This is a genomic window from Photobacterium kagoshimensis (assembly GCF_050337045.1).
GTDB classification, from domain to species: Bacteria; Pseudomonadota; Gammaproteobacteria; order Enterobacterales; family Vibrionaceae; genus Photobacterium; species Photobacterium kagoshimensis.
This window is the reverse complement of sequence record NZ_JAKJSO010000011.1, coordinates 322,560-337,918: the sequence shown is the minus strand read 5'-3', so window position 1 is coordinate 337,918 and position 15,359 is coordinate 322,560. Positions and strand designations below refer to the sequence as shown.

At 45.1% G+C, this 15,359-nt stretch carries 11 protein-coding genes, 2 tRNA genes and 1 pseudogene; 11 read left to right on the top strand and 3 right to left on the bottom strand.

What is annotated here, in order from left to right; translation table 11 throughout:
• Positions 1-3,225 (top strand): carbamoyl-phosphate synthase large subunit, encoded by a 3,225-nt coding sequence (gene carB / locus L4C35_RS09235; RefSeq protein ID WP_428462603.1) that lies wholly within the window; start codon positions 1-3, stop codon positions 3,223-3,225.
• Between the two features lie 708 nt (positions 3,226-3,933).
• Complete coding sequence (locus tag L4C35_RS09230; RefSeq protein WP_428462602.1) at positions 3,934-4,782, top strand: magnesium transporter; 849 nt, start codon at positions 3,934-3,936, stop codon at positions 4,780-4,782.
• An 85-nt stretch (positions 4,783-4,867) separates the two neighbouring features.
• Here the strand turns inward: L4C35_RS09230 and dacB are convergent, their stop codons facing one another.
• Both dacB and L4C35_RS09220 read right to left on the bottom strand, forming a co-directional pair.
• Complete coding sequence (dacB, locus tag L4C35_RS09225) at positions 4,868-6,373, bottom strand: serine-type D-Ala-D-Ala carboxypeptidase (protein WP_428462601.1); 1,506 nt, start codon at positions 6,371-6,373, stop codon at positions 4,868-4,870.
• Between the two features lie 140 nt (positions 6,374-6,513).
• Positions 6,514-7,470: a porin gene (locus L4C35_RS09220; protein ID WP_428462600.1), complete on the bottom strand. Its 957-nt coding sequence runs from the start codon at positions 7,468-7,470 to the stop codon at positions 6,514-6,516.
• A gap of 492 nt (positions 7,471-7,962) precedes the next feature.
• Here L4C35_RS09220 and greA point away from each other — a divergent pair, with 492 nt between their 5' ends.
• Positions 7,963-8,436, top strand: a complete 474-nt coding sequence (greA, locus tag L4C35_RS09215; RefSeq protein WP_428462599.1) for a transcription elongation factor GreA — start codon at positions 7,963-7,965, stop codon at positions 8,434-8,436.
• Between the two features lie 96 nt (positions 8,437-8,532).
• On the opposite strand, the gene yhbY is transcribed toward greA, so the two are convergent.
• A complete protein-coding gene (yhbY, locus tag L4C35_RS09210; RefSeq protein WP_048898011.1) occupies positions 8,533-8,829 on the bottom strand; it encodes a ribosome assembly RNA-binding protein YhbY in 297 nt (98 codons plus the stop codon).
• Positions 8,830-8,968: 139 nt separating this feature from the next.
• On the opposite strand from yhbY, the pseudogene rlmE reads away from it, so the two are divergent.
• The 8 genes and pseudogenes from rlmE (at position 8,969) to rimP (ending at position 15,344) form a co-directional block, all read left to right on the top strand.
• A pseudogene (rlmE, locus tag L4C35_RS09205) lies at positions 8,969-9,585 on the top strand (23S rRNA (uridine(2552)-2'-O)-methyltransferase RlmE).
• Between the two features lie 58 nt (positions 9,586-9,643).
• On the top strand, positions 9,644-11,620 hold the full coding sequence (ftsH, locus tag L4C35_RS09200; RefSeq protein WP_428462629.1) for an ATP-dependent zinc metalloprotease FtsH: 1,977 nt from the start codon (positions 9,644-9,646) through the stop codon (positions 11,618-11,620).
• 93 nt (positions 11,621-11,713) lie between these two features.
• Entirely contained in the window at positions 11,714-12,553 is an 840-nt protein-coding gene (folP, locus tag L4C35_RS09195) for a dihydropteroate synthase (RefSeq protein WP_428462598.1), read from the top strand.
• 9 nt (positions 12,554-12,562) lie between these two features.
• The gene (glmM, locus tag L4C35_RS09190) at positions 12,563-13,900 is read left to right on the top strand and encodes a phosphoglucosamine mutase (RefSeq protein ID WP_428462597.1); all 1,338 of its coding nucleotides are present in this window, start codon (positions 12,563-12,565) and stop codon (positions 13,898-13,900) included.
• Positions 13,901-14,152: 252 nt separating this feature from the next.
• Entirely contained in the window at positions 14,153-14,485 is a 333-nt protein-coding gene (secG, locus tag L4C35_RS09185; protein WP_428462596.1) for a preprotein translocase subunit SecG, read from the top strand.
• A gap of 10 nt (positions 14,486-14,495) precedes the next feature.
• Positions 14,496-14,580, top strand: a tRNA-Leu gene (locus L4C35_RS09180).
• A gap of 58 nt (positions 14,581-14,638) precedes the next feature.
• Positions 14,639-14,715 (top strand) — tRNA-Met (locus L4C35_RS09175).
• Between the two features lie 173 nt (positions 14,716-14,888).
• On the top strand, positions 14,889-15,344 hold the full coding sequence (rimP, locus tag L4C35_RS09170; protein ID WP_428462595.1) for a ribosome maturation factor RimP: 456 nt from the start codon (positions 14,889-14,891) through the stop codon (positions 15,342-15,344).
• Positions 15,345-15,359 lie beyond the last annotated feature (15 nt).

Sequence of the window (15,359 nt, the reverse complement as noted above, 5' to 3'; positions counted from 1 at the left end):
ATGCCAAAACGTAATGATATTAAAAGTATTCTGATTCTAGGTGCTGGCCCGATTGTTATCGGTCAGGCTTGTGAATTTGACTACTCAGGTGCACAAGCGTGTAAAGCACTTCGTGAAGAAGGCTACCGTGTCATCCTAGTTAACTCGAATCCTGCAACAATCATGACTGACCCAGACATGGCTGATGCGACTTACATTGAACCTATTCACTGGGAAGTGGTTCGTAAGATTATTGAAAAAGAACGTCCAGATGCTGTGCTACCAACTATGGGTGGCCAAACAGCATTGAACTGTGCACTTGATTTAGAAAAGCACGGTGTACTGGAAGAGTTCGACGTAGAAATGATTGGTGCAACGGCTGATGCGATTGATAAAGCAGAAGATCGTTCTCGCTTTGATAAAGCAATGAAGTCAATTGGCCTTGAGTGTCCAACGGCTGATACCGCGAAAACAATGGAAGAAGCTTACAAAGTTTTAGACATGGTTGGCTTTCCTTGTATTATTCGCCCATCGTTCACTATGGGTGGTACGGGCGGTGGTATCGCGTACAACAAAGAAGAGTTTGACGAAATTTGTCGTCGCGGCTTAGACCTTTCGCCAACTAACGAGTTACTGATTGATGAGTCGTTAATTGGTTGGAAAGAGTACGAGATGGAAGTGGTTCGTGATAAAAACGACAACTGTATCATTGTATGTACGATTGAAAACTTTGACCCTATGGGTATTCACACTGGTGACTCAATCACAGTGGCACCTGCACAAACACTAACAGACAAAGAATACCAGTTGATGCGTAATGCATCGCTAGCGGTACTGCGTGAAATTGGTGTTGAAACGGGTGGTTCAAACGTACAGTTTGGTATCAATCCGAAAGATGGCCGCATGGTTATCATCGAGATGAACCCGCGTGTATCTCGCTCTTCAGCGTTAGCGTCGAAAGCGACAGGTTTCCCGATTGCAAAAATTGCGGCAAAACTAGCGGTTGGTTTCACCCTTGATGAGCTAATGAATGACATCACAGGTGGCGCAACACCTGCATCATTCGAACCAACAATCGATTACGTAGTAACGAAGATCCCTCGCTTTAACTTCGAGAAATTTGCAGGCGCGAATGACCGCCTAACCACGCAAATGAAGTCAGTGGGTGAAGTGATGGCGATTGGTCGTAACCAACAAGAATCACTACAAAAAGCACTTCGTGGCCTAGAAGTTGGCGCGAATGGTTTTGATGAAATGGTTGATCTAGATGCGCCAGACGCACTAACGACTATTCGTCACGAACTAAAAGATGCAGGCGCTGAGCGTATTTGGTACATCGCGGATGCCTTCCGCGCGGGTATGTCTGTTGATGGCGTGTTCAACCTAACCAATGTTGACCGTTGGTTCCTAGTACAAATCGAAGACTTAGTAAAAGCAGAACAAGCGGTTAAAGATGGTGGTTTTGCAGGCCTGAACGAAACGGTACTGCGCCAACTTAAGCGTAAAGGTTTTGCCGATGCTCGCCTTGCTAAACTACTGGGGGTAGCGGAAAGTGAGATTCGCCGTCTACGTGACCAGTACGACATCCACCCAGTATACAAGCGAGTTGATACCTGTGCGGCGGAATTCTCGTCTGACACGGCGTACATGTACTCATCATACGATGACGAGTGTGAAGCAAACCCGACAGCCAAAGATAAAATCATGATCCTAGGTGGCGGTCCAAACCGTATCGGCCAAGGTATTGAATTTGATTACTGTTGTGTACATGCATCACTTGCACTACGCGAAGACGGTTACGAAACCATTATGGTTAACTGTAACCCAGAGACAGTATCGACAGATTACGATACCTCTGACCGTCTATACTTCGAGCCAGTAACGCTGGAAGATGTCTTGGCTATCGCACGCGTTGAAAAGCCAAAAGGCGTAATTGTTCAGTACGGCGGCCAAACACCACTTAAACTGGCGCGCGCACTTGAGGCGGCAGGTGTACCAATTATCGGTACTAGCCCGGATGCCATCGACCGTGCGGAAGACCGTGAACGTTTCCAAGCGGCAGTAGAGCGTCTAGGCCTGCTTCAGCCTGAAAATGCGACAGTAACAACAATGGAGCAAGCGATTGAAAAGTCAAAAGATATCGGCTTCCCATTGGTTGTTCGCCCTTCTTATGTACTGGGTGGTCGTGCGATGGAAATCGTATACGATGAGCAAGACTTACGTCGCTACTTCAATGAAGCGGTTAGCGTATCGAATGAATCCCCCGTGCTTCTTGACCGCTTCCTAGATGACGCAGTTGAAGTGGATGTGGATGCGATTTGTGATGGTGAGCGCGTTGTTATCGGCGGCATCATGGAGCACATTGAACAAGCAGGCGTTCACTCAGGTGACTCAGCATGTTCACTGCCTGCTTATACGCTAAGTCAAGAAATCCAAGATGTGATGCGTCAGCAAGTTGAGAAACTAGCCTTTGAACTTGGTGTTCGCGGCCTGATGAATACCCAGTTTGCGGTTAAGGATAACGAAGTTTACCTTATCGAAGTGAACCCACGCGCAGCGCGTACCGTACCGTTTGTATCGAAAGCAACAGGTGCACCTCTTGCGAAAATTGCTGCACGTGTAATGGCGGGTCAGTCTCTTGAGTCACAAGGCTTTACCAAAGAGATTATTCCACCTTACTACTCGGTTAAAGAAGTGGTGCTGCCGTTCAATAAATTCCCTGGTGTTGACCCACTGTTAGGTCCAGAAATGCGCTCTACTGGTGAGGTGATGGGCGTGGGTGATACCTTCGCAGAAGCATTCGCCAAAGCAGAATTGGGTTGTAGCAAAGAGAAACAAGCAAGCGGTCGCGCGCTACTGTCTGTTCGTGAAAATGACAAACAGCGCGTGGTGGATCTAGCGTCTAAGCTAATCAAATTGGGCTACGAGCTAGATGCAACTCACGGTACTGCGGTTATTCTAGGCGAAGCGGGCATTAACCCTCGCCTAGTAAACAAAGTACATGAAGGCCGTCCTCACATTCTTGATCGTATCAAGAACAATGAATACACCTACATTGTGAATACAGCAGAAGGCCGTCAAGCGATTGAAGACTCAAAAGTACTTCGTCGTGGTGCATTAGCTGAGAAAGTGAACTACACCACAACGTTAAACGCGGCGTTCGCAACCTGCATGGCATGGACTGCAGATGACCGTAACAAGGTTACATCAGTTCAAGAATTACACGCGCGTATTAACAACGCGTAATTATGCCTGCGCATTAGCGTGAACATGTAAAAAACAAGCCCGCCGCGATGGCGGGCTTTTGTTTATCTGCATAGAAAATAGGATGGCTAGAGGCTTTATTCTACTTGGGTGCGCTATGACAAGTACTAGAAATATTTTGTGGCAAATTATTGGCTTAAATACCTTGCACGCATGAGTGAATCCCGTAGAATTACCACGTCGCACTACTGCGGCATTTTTTGGAGACGTAAATGAACGATACCGACCATCCCCCGAGTATGAAGGTGGAAAATCAAACCCGCTAACGGTGTCGGTCTCCTATTGTCCGGATCTTAGTAGGTTCGGAACGCATGTCTATTGCTATTAAGCCTACTTAATACGCAACCAATGTTTTTCCTCGATTTTCTTCCTTATATCTCAATGTTGAATTTGTCAGATAGCTGATAGTGCTTACGTGTGCCTTTTTATTGAATACAAATAAAAAGCATGGCGCAGCAATAGACTGATGAAACGATAAAGAACAGCCCTTAATTGTGGTTATCCACCGAGTGCGCCACGCAGTAACTGTCTCGTTTTGCTACGGCATAACGACTGATAGCTCGGGTTATTTATGGTGTTCATCAAGGTATCGCTGTACGTACTGGGCGTTAGCTAGGTTAATTCTGGTGGTCGTTACTGTTGGCTGAGTGACTGTTGTGCACTCAGTGCTTGCCAATCGGGAGATTCGCTATGGCGGTAATGAACTGTGCAGTGCAAACTGCAAACGAACAACTAGCACATAATGATGTGCTAGCAGCAAAAAATGCATTTTTGAAATACAACGCGCAAGAACAAGCGAAGTTATTGGTTGTTATGCCCATTTCTGAAGCCATTGCAGTATTACATGAATGCCCTCTGAGACACGTGCAATGCTTACTTGATCGCTTAGATGAGATGAATGAAGAAAAGCGCATGCGTCATTTGGCCAATGGCCTTGGCCTTATTTGTTCTGAAGCGGAACCTGCGGGACATTATTTACAAAACAGTGTGATGTCTCACGTACGTGAGCGTATCGGTTGGATTGTGAGTCTGGCCCTTTTGGGGATAGTTTCTGGCCTGATCATTTCGCATTACGAAGATACCCTCAGTCAGCTAGTGCTTTTGGCTATCTACATGCCGGTGATTGCGGCTGCAGGTGGTAACACGGGGTCGCAAGCTGCAACCTTGGTGGTACGAGCCTTAGCGATGGAAGAGATACGGTGTAAAGACTGGCTGGCCGTATTGTGGAAAGAATTTCGGGTTTCATTGGTTATCGCAGGTGTATTAGCTGGGGTGATCATCGCTCGCGTGATGTTGTTTAGTGATAGCTCGACATTACCTTTTGGGATTAATTTAGATGATATTGCGATTGCTATTGGTATGGCAATTTCAATTCAGGTTGTCATTTCGACCAGTATTGGTGGGGTATTACCTATGATTGCGCGCGCATGCCGATTGGACCCTGCTGTCTTGGTTAGTCCGGTACTGGCCTCTGTGGTTGATATTACCGGTATGATGATTTACTTCACGACAGTGAATTGGATGCTAGGGCTTGCTTAGCGTTTTGCTTCCATTATTACACTGCTCGTATCGAGTCTAACTGCTATCGATAAGCCCCAGAGTGAGATGCTCTGGGGCTTTTTCTTTACTGCGTGTTCTGCGGTTTTACAGCAAGTGTGTTGGTGTCTGCATAGTACAAGGTCTCATAGAAGGCTTTTTCAAACCGAGTAATAGCGGGGGTAATCGGCTTATCGTCCAATGGTTTAATCGGGTGATAGTTATTGATCAGCTGGATCACGATCAGTGACTGGCCGGATGCTGTTTTAAGCACGCCTGCAAGATTGTAAGCCCCGTATAGTGAGCCACTTTTTGCCGTTAAATTACCAGCCAATGGCAGTTTTCGTAAGCTGGGGCGGTAGCGCAAGGTACCACTTTTATTGGCAACGGGTAGGGCCGCTAAAAGGCCGAGTTGTTGATCGTGCGCAATCAAGTAATTCATGACATCGAGCAGTTGTTCCGCGGTTAAGCGGTTATTACGCGATAGGCCAGAGCCATCGACTAAGACGGCATTGTTAAGATCGATCCCTGCTTCATCGTTTAAAATCGCTTTAATCGCAGCAGTGCCGTTGGCGAAATTACCGGGTTGCTGGAAGTAGTAATGCCCCAGTGTTTTTGTCAGATTATCGGCAATAAGGTTGTCGGAATCTTTGAGCATGATGGCTAACAGTTCAGGCAATGGCGCGGATTGATGGCGAGCGATGCGTTGGCCATGATGGTTGTCACTATGCTTGATCTCCCCCGTGAACCGAATGCCTAAACGTTTGAGTTCAGCTAACAACACCTGCTGGGTGAAGGCTTTAGTATCTTGGACCGCAAAATTAAGAGGCAACGGCTTTTCGCGTTGTAATAGACAGCCATTTAATTGATAGCGGTTATCGGGTTGAGCATAAAGCTCTAAATCGCAAAATTGCGCTTTTTGCTGTGCTTTAGAAACAACGTGAGCCTGAGTTGTGACGGTAATAGGCTGGTGAGAAGGTACATTTACTCGAGTTAGTTGCCCTTCATGATTATTGCTATAAATAGCACCTTGCACACAGTTATGTTCAAGGCTGATGCTACTAGATGGCGCACTGTAGCAAACCCCTAAAATGTCCCACGGCCAGCCGACAGCACGCTCGTAGCCATTAAAAATACTGCCATCAAGGTAAATATTACCCTCTATGCGAGTAATGCCCTGCAGTTTCACTTTTCTCAGCAAAGCCGTGAGATCTTTTCGACTAAACAAAGGATCGCCGCTAAAGCGAATGATGAGATCTTGCTTACCATCTTTCGGTCCTAATTCTATATCGGTATTGAAGCTAAAATCTGAGGGGAGATAGAGTTTGGCCGCTAATGCAGTTAATAATTTTTGGGTGCTGGCTGGCGAGCGAAGTTGCTGCGGATTTTGTTGCCACATTATCGTCGGGCTTTTTTGTGGCGGTACGCCATGCTGCGCCACAATCACGCTGCTGCTATTGCCCGACGGTAAGAGAGCGAGCGCTTGAGTGATGTCCGCGTGCAAAGAGTTATCTGTTGTCGCTATGACTTGGTGAGAGAAAGTCGCAGCAAGCAGTAGGCATAAAGTGCGTTTTGAAAGCAGAGAGAGAGTCATGATACAGGCTTGAAGTGAAAGCATTTATTGCATCATAGCTGAATTATTTACCAGAATGTCAGAGTAATGGTTAATAAAACAAAAAAACGCAGACCGAAGTCTGCGTTTATCAGCATATTGCGCTTTTAATCCAAACGGGATTAGAAGTCGTAACGTGCACCGAATACGATTTCGTCTTTGTTACGCTCTTTCTTACCATTAACTTCAGTCTTAGCACGGTCTAGCTTGTAAGACGCGTAAGTACGGAAGTTGTTAGTGAAGAAGTAAGTTGCGTCAACAGCGTATGCGTTCACAGCTGCTTCTGCATTATCAACGTTACGTGGTTTTAGGTAGTTGAAAGTACCAGAGAATACTAGCTTGTCTAGTGTGTACTTAGCCGCAACTTCGTAGCCACGTGCTTTGTTAGAACCTTGACGAGCATCTTGGTAAAGACCTGCGAAGTAGAAATCACTGATTTCGTAAGAAACCGCAGCGAAAGCTTGCTTGTTAGCTTTATCAGTTTTTTCTGAGCCAGTTTCTTGTTGTGCGTAGCCTGCACCGAAACGTAGACCCATGTCTAGTGCGTAAGTAGCACCTAGCGCGTAACCGTCGTTTTTCTTCTCGCCTTCTTTAGCGTCTTTAAAACGGTAGTTAGCTTTAACTACTAGGTTGTCGAAAGAACCTGTGTACGCAAGGCTGTTAGACGCGCGGTCAGCCGCTTCGATTTTCTCACCAGCACCGTTACCGTGGAAAGCCATGATATCAGTGAAGTCAGTGATCATGCCTAGTGTACCGTCGATTTTACCGTACACTACTTGACCGTAGTCAGAACCAATACCAGCGTAAAGCTTACGGTTTTCGTCATCACCTTTGTTACCTTTGAATTCACGCTCAAAGAAACCAAGACCGTATACAGAATCAGTGATGTCTGATTTAGCGCCGATGTTTACACGTGTACGTGTTTTATCAGTTACTACGCTATCTTTAAGCGCTGCACGTGCTTCGATACGACCGCCAATTGCTAGGCTTGAAGTTTCGTCTGAGTATACTTCTGCCGCTTGTGCTGCACCAGAAAGAGTCGCTGCTGCTACTGCTAGAGCAATCAGGTTCTTGTTCATTGCTGAATCCTTTTAAAATATTTTTTTATTTGATGCACTTCAATATGTAAATGCATGGCGTTCTTTTTACTGGTTATAGGGAGCTAGCGTTAGTAAAAAAAGCTAAAAAAAATGTTTTTAGTGAAGAGTGGTTTGACGTGCTATCATGATTAGTCATTACTAAACAATAACTTAGTTGCTATACTGGAAGTTCAGTCAAAAATGTATTTTTTAGTATGTTTTAGAAAAATAACGTAAAGGTGTTGTGGTTATTTTCGTTTTCTTGTGACTCAAAATGTGACCATTCCAGCATTATTTTGTTGTTTAATCAGATATGTGGCGATTGATTATTTGATATGAGAACAAAAGCATCTAGATACAGCAATAGGTGACCTATCGATGATATTTGTTTAAAATAGACAACAATCTTTTGTGAATTAATGACACTCAGGTCGTTACTGAGTGGCTTTTATTTGTCTGAAATGCGCGGCATGAAGACATGAGGAAGTTGAAATGGATAAAGTACCAATGACAGTTAGCGGCGAAAAAAAGCTGCGTGAAGAACTGGATGTATTAATGAAGCGTCGCCCGATTATTTCGCAAGCGATTGGTGAGGCCCGTGAACTGGGTGACCTTAAAGAAAACGCAGAATATCATGCCGCTCGTGAAGAGCAGGGTATCTGTGAAGCGCAGATCCGCGATATCGAATACAAGTTGTCTGTGGCACAGGTGATTGATGTGACCAAAATGACCAACACGGGTAAAGTGATTTTCGGTACAACCGTTCATTTGATTGATGTTGAAACTGAAGATGAAGTGACTTACCAAATTGTTGGTGATGATGAAGCGAACATTAAAGCGGGCCGCATTTCTGTGAACTCGCCAATTGCGCGTGGTTTAATTGGCAAAGAAGAAGGTGATGAAGTGGTTATTTCTACACCTGGCGGCCAAAAAGAATTTGAAATCGAAAAGGTAGAGTACATTTAATCGCCGATTTTGAATTGGCGTGTGCTATTAATGTGTTAGAGAATGTAACTTTTTCGTTTTGCTAAAAGACAAAAAAGGCCGCATCGGCGGCCTTTTTTATTTGCGTGGAAGCTCGATTTTGCGCGCTTCGCTTTGGCGGTAAAGAACAAGCGTTTTACCAATTACTTGAACTTTTTCTGCTTTAGTTTCACGAACAATTGCATCTACGATCAATACTTTAGTTTCGCGATCTTCAGTTGCAACCTTCACTTTAATTAATTCGTGATGGTCAAGTGCAAGTTCGATCTCTGCCAGTACGGCTTCAGTTAAGCCGTTTGCACCCATAAGTACAACTGGTTTTAGGTTGTGAGCAAGGCCTTTTAGGAATTGCTTTTGTTTGGTGCTTAGATTCATGACGACTCTATTTTTTATTACTAGGGTTGAAAACGAGGTATTCTAACGCCATCTAGTCGAGAAGACTAATTTGTTTAGTGTGCATCGTGGTTAAATCGCAATGTATACTTAATAAGTAGCCAAACTCATTAGCTAAATCATGAGTAGAAAAAAATAATCTGGTAGCTCCAGACGTTGGCGGAAAGAACATTTTGATGATAAATATGTTCAGGAAGCATAAAAGAAAGGCTATCGCTCCCGTGTAATCTTCAATAGAAGAAATTCAAAACAAAGATAAACGGCTGAAACAGGGCATGACAGTTGTCGTTTTTTGCGCGGCACCTAGTGGTTGTTACAGTATGCGGCTGAAATTGTTGGTGATAGCGGGCAAGTGATTGCTTGTGACACCTTACCAATGGATTCACTGCTTAGTGTGAGTTTCTTATAGGGTGATTTTCGTGAAGAATCGGTACTTGATGCACTGTTAGAATACATTCAACCTGATATGGTTGATGTAGTGATGTCTGATATGGCACCCAATATGAGTGACACTTAGCATCAGATAAGCCTAGAGCTATGTATCTTGTTGAACTAGCATTAGATATGTGTCGACAGGTACTTGCGCCGAATAGCTGTTTTGCGGTAAAAGTTTTCCAAGGTGAAGGCTTCGACCAATATTTAGCTGAAATTCGTAGCATGTTCAAAGTGGTCAAAATTCGGAAACCTGACTCATCGCGAGATCGCTCGCATGAAGTCTACATAGTAGCTACAGGTTAAAAACTGTAGTAGTCTACATTCATCTATTAGTTATCGCGAGGTTAACACCTTGAGTGACATGGCAAAAAACTTGATTTTGTGGCTAGTTATCGCAGTTGTACTGATGTCTGTTTTTCAGAGTTTCGGTCCAGGGGATAATGCAGGCCGTCAAGTCGACTATACAACCTTTGTCCGTGAAATCGGTCAGGATCAGATTAGGGAAGTGCGATTCAATGATCGTGAAATCACTGTTTTCAAACGTGATAACACCCGATACCTTACATACCTGCCTGTATATCAAGATCAGAAGCTGTTAGACGACCTTATTAACGCAAATGTTAAAGTAATGGGTACACCACCTGAAGAGCCAAGCCTACTGGCTTCAATCTTCATCTCATGGTTCCCAATGCTTCTACTTATTGGTGTTTGGATATTCTTTATGCGTCAGATGCAGGGCGGCGGTGGCAAAGGTGCCATGTCGTTCGGTAAATCAAAAGCGCGCATGATGAGTGAAGACCAAATCAAAACCACGTTTGCTGACGTTGCTGGTTGTGACGAAGCGAAAGAAGACGTGAAAGAGTTGGTGGATTACTTACGTGATCCTAGCCGCTTCCAAAAATTGGGCGGTAAAATTCCAACGGGTGTTTTGATGGTTGGTCCTCCTGGTACAGGTAAAACGTTATTAGCGAAAGCCATTGCGGGTGAAGCTAAAGTACCTTTCTTTACAATCTCTGGTTCTGACTTTGTTGAAATGTTCGTTGGTGTGGGTGCATCCCGTGTTCGCGACATGTTTGAACAAGCGAAGAAAGCAGCACCTTGTATTATCTTCATCGATGAAATCGATGCAGTTGGTCGCCAACGTGGCGCAGGTGTAGGTGGTGGTCACGATGAACGTGAACAAACCCTAAACCAAATGCTGGTTGAAATGGATGGTTTTGAAGGTAACGAAGGTATCATCGTTATCGCGGCAACAAACCGCCCAGACGTACTTGACCCTGCACTACTTCGTCCTGGTCGTTTTGACCGTCAAGTAGTGGTTGGTCTACCAGACGTACGCGGTCGTGAACAGATCCTTAAAGTTCACATGCGTAAAGTACCGTTAGATAATGATGTCGAGCCTGCACTGATTGCACGTGGTACACCAGGTTTCTCTGGTGCTGACCTTGCTAACCTTGTTAACGAAGCGGCATTGTTTGCAGCTCGCGGTAACAAGCGCACTGTGTCTATGGTTGAATTTGAACTGGCGAAAGACAAAATCATGATGGGCGCAGAGCGTAAATCTATGGTGATGTCAGAAGAACAGAAAGAATCAACAGCATACCATGAAGCGGGTCACGCGATTATTGGTCGCTTAGTACCGGATCACGATCCAGTGTACAAAGTGTCGATTATTCCACGTGGACGTGCATTGGGTGTAACCATGTACTTGCCAGAGCAAGATCGTGTGAGCCACTCGCGTGAGTTCCTAGAATCTATGCTTTCAAGCCTTTACGGCGGCCGTTTAGCAGAAGAGCTAATCTACGGTGTTGATAAAGTGTCGACAGGTGCATCAAACGATATTGAACGTGCAACTGATATCGCACGTAAGATGGTTACTCAGTGGGGCTTCTCAGACAAAATGGGTCCTATTCTGTATGCAGAAGATGAAGGTGAAGTATTCCTTGGTCGCTCTGTAACGCAGACTAAGCATATGTCTGACGATACCGCACGCGCAATCGACAGTGAAGTACGTGCCGTTATCGACCGTAACTACGAGCGAGCGCGCGAAATTCTGTCGCAAAATATGGATATCATGCATGCAATGAAAGATGCACTGATGAAGTATGAAACGATTGATGCAGGCCAAATTGATGACTTGATGGATCGTAAAGCCGTTATCCGAGCGCCAAAAGGCTGGGGTGATACTGACGATACCTTAAAAGCATCAGATGAAGCGCCAAAAGCTGAATCAGCAAAAGCTGAAGATCAGTCAGAAGCAAAAGCTGATGACAACACTTCAGGTGTAGCGGATGAACCAGCACAAAAAACTAACGAAGATGATAAGCCTCAAGCATAACCTTGAGAGTTGATCGTAAAAACCCCGACAAGTTCGGGGTTTTTGTTTATCTGGATACCGACTTTTCAGCCTGGTAGAAATGGAAGATAGCCCATGATTTTGACAAGCAAAGACAAGTGCCTTGATTTGTCTTTTTCCCATGCGATGGGGATCTTAAATGTCACCCCAGATTCTTTTTCTGATGGTGGCCGCTTTAATCAATTTGATCATGCGATGCGCCATGTTGAAAACATGCTCGCAGCTGGTGTCAGTATTATTGATATTGGTGGTGAATCAACCCGCCCTGGTGCGGCGGATGTCTCGCTGGCTGAAGAGCTTGATCGTGTCGTGCCAGTGATTGAAGCGATTCGTGAGCGGTTTGATTGCTGGATCTCGATTGATACTAGCAAGGCGCAAGTGATGACAGCGGCGGTCAATGCTGGGGCTGATCTCATTAATGATGTTCGTGCATTGCAAGAGCCCGGCGCGCTTGCTGCGGCTGCCGCGGCAAATGTCCCTGTGTGCTTAATGCATATGCAAGGGCAACCACGTACAATGCAGCACCAACCAAGCTACGAAAACCTAATGACAGATGTCAGTCGTTTTCTAGCAGAACGTATTCAGGCGTGCGAACAAGCTGGTATTGCGAAAAATCAGCTATTGCTTGACCCTGGGTATGGTTTTGGCAAGACAATTGAGCATAATTATCAGTTGCTTGCACATTTAGAACAATTTCACCAATTCGGTTTACCTCTGCTTGTTGGCATGTCGCGTAAATCGATGGTTTTCAAATTATTAGATAAAAAACCTGCAGAATGCGTTGCTGGTAGCTTGGCATGTGCCGCTATTGCCGCAATGAAAGGTGCACAAATTATTCGAGTACACGACGTAGAAGAAACTGTTGATGTGCTTAAAGTGTGCCAAATGACAAAAATGCAGATGAATCAACGCTAGGAGCGAAAAATGGCTGAACGTAAGTATTTTGGTACCGATGGGATCCGTGGTCTTGTTGGCGAAGGCGCAATTACACCTGAGTTCGTATTAAAACTCGGTTGGGCGGCAGGTCGCGTATTATCACAACAAGGCACGAAAAAAGTCCTTATTGGTAAAGATACCCGTATTTCTGGCTACATGTTGGAATCTGCACTGGAAGCTGGTTTAGCCGCTGCAGGCCTACAAGCGGCGTTTACTGGCCCAATGCCAACGCCTGCGGTTGCTTACTTAACGCGTACTTTCCGTGCGGAAGCAGGTATCGTGATTTCTGCCTCGCACAACCCATACTATGATAACGGCATTAAGTTCTTCTCTGCGCAGGGTACTAAACTGCCAGATGCTATTGAATTAGCGATTGAAGCTGAATTAGATAAGCCGCTTACTTGCGTTGAATCAGCGCAGCTTGGTAAAGCATACCGAATTGATGACGCTGCGGGTCGCTATATCGAATTCTGTAAAGGGACTTTCCCATCTAAGTATGATTTGTCTAACTACAAGATTGTCGTGGATTGTGCACACGGTGCTACCTACCACATCGCTCCTGCTGTGTTTAAAGAACTTGGCGCAGAAGTGGTTACTTTAGGTTGCGAACCAAACGGTACCAACATTAACCATGAAGTGGGTGCAACGGATATTCGTGCACTGCAAGCTAAAGTGTTAGAAGAAAAAGCAGACTTTGGTATTGCATTAGATGGTGATGGCGACCGTGTGATCATGGTCGATGAAGAAGGCAATAAAGTTGATGGTGACCAAATTGCTTATATCATTGCCCGTGATGCGCTACGCCGTGGCGAACTAAAAGGTGGTGTAGTGGGTACGCTAATGACGAACCTAGGGATGGAAGTCGCGCTTAAAAACCTAGGTATTCCTTTTGTTCGCGCCAATGTGGGTGACCGCTACGTGATGGAAGAGCTGCAAAAGCACGATTGGCTGATCGGTGCTGAAAACTCAGGTCACGTTATTCTTCTTGATAAAGTGACCACGGGTGATGGCATTGTAGCGGGTCTGCAGGTTATGTCTTCTATCGTCGGTAGCAAGATGTCGCTTAAAGAGCTGTCTGATGGTATGACGATGTTCCCACAAGTACTGGAGAATGTTCGTTTTAAAGGTGAATCTAACCCACTAGAATCTGACGCTGTTATTGCTGCAACCAAAGCGGTGGAAGCTAAATTGGGTGAGGCTGGCCGTGTTTTATTACGTAAATCTGGCACAGAGCCTTTAATTCGCGTTATGGTCGAAGGTGAAAATGCGGAATTAGTACAAGCCTCTGCATTAGAAATCGCGCGTGCTGTGGAAGAAAACTGTTAACTGCTAGCAAGTTAACTGAGGGTGTTTCTGTAAACAGAGTGGCTGTTTGCAGAAACATCAAATAAAGCGTTAAGCTGTGAATCTCACTTTTGCTTATTTGTTGTGCAAGTGATGCATAATCGTGGGAAATCATCATTTTTTACTTGTCAGTCTTAGCTGCATTCGCTAGTATCTCTCCGCTCCCTTGTTGAGGGTGACTGCTGGTGTTGCTTTGCAAGGCTAGTTTAACCATATGGACCATAGGTGGAACCCATGTACGAAATTCTACTTGTGATTTATCTGTTGGCTGCACTTGGTGTTATTGGCCTAGTTTTGGTTCAACAAGGTAAAGGCGCAGATATGGGAGCCTCATTCGGGGCCGGTGCTTCTGGAACATTGTTCGGCGCTGGTGGCTCTGGAAACTTTTTAACTCGAATGACAGCAGTTTGTGCAACGATATTTTTCGTTATTAGTCTTGTTCTTGGTAACCTAAGCGCAAAACAATCTGCAGAAAAAAGCGGCTGGGAAGACCTAAGCGCGCCTGCAACTGAACAAGTTGTAGAAAAAACTGAGAATGCACCTGTAAACAGCGACATTCCTCAGTAATAAAGATTTAGCCGAGATGGTGAAATTGGTAGACACGCTAGCATGAGGTGCTAGTGCCGCAAGGTGTAGGGGTTCAAGTCCCCTTCTCGGCACCATTATTCTGGTTACTTGAAATAGTAACATCTGACGCGTATAATCGCCCTCAGATTCGGACGCGGGATGGAGCAGCATGGTAGCTCGTCGGGCTCATAACCCGAAGGTCGTTGGTTCAAATCCAGCTCCCGCAACCACTTTTCCGAAAATCAACTATTCTTACGAAAGGTTGTTTTTCTATCACAGCAGCGCTGTGATATCAGGGTCCAGTAATAAAAAACCCCGTATTCGGGGTTTTTTATTATCTGAAACATGACCATTCAGGTATTTACTGGGCTTTATGCCCTTTTTTTGTTTCCAGGGGGTTGTTTTGACAGCTTTAGAGATGCAATTAACCGAATTGCTTGAAGCACCAGTTGTTGCTTTGGGTTATGAGCTTGTTGGCTTGGAGTTTATTCGAGCTGGCGAGCATTCTACATTGCGTGTATTCATAGACCATGAAAACGGCATTTTTGTAGAGGACTGTGCGGAAGTTAGCCGTCAGATCAGCGCAGTAATGGACGTAGAAGATCCAATTACTATCGCTTACAACTTAGAAGTGTCTTCCCCTGGTATGGAAAGGCCGCTTTTTAAAGTTGCACATTACCAACAATTTATTGGCCACGAGGTCAGCCTGGTATTGAAGATGGCGATGGGTAACCGTCGTAAGTGGAAAGGTGACATCATTTCTGTTGAGGGTGAATTAGTCACTCTTAAAGTAGACGGTAATGATGAAACGTTTGCACTAAGCAATATTTCCAAGGCCAACCTGGTTCCAAAATTCTAACCGCTAAATTGGGGC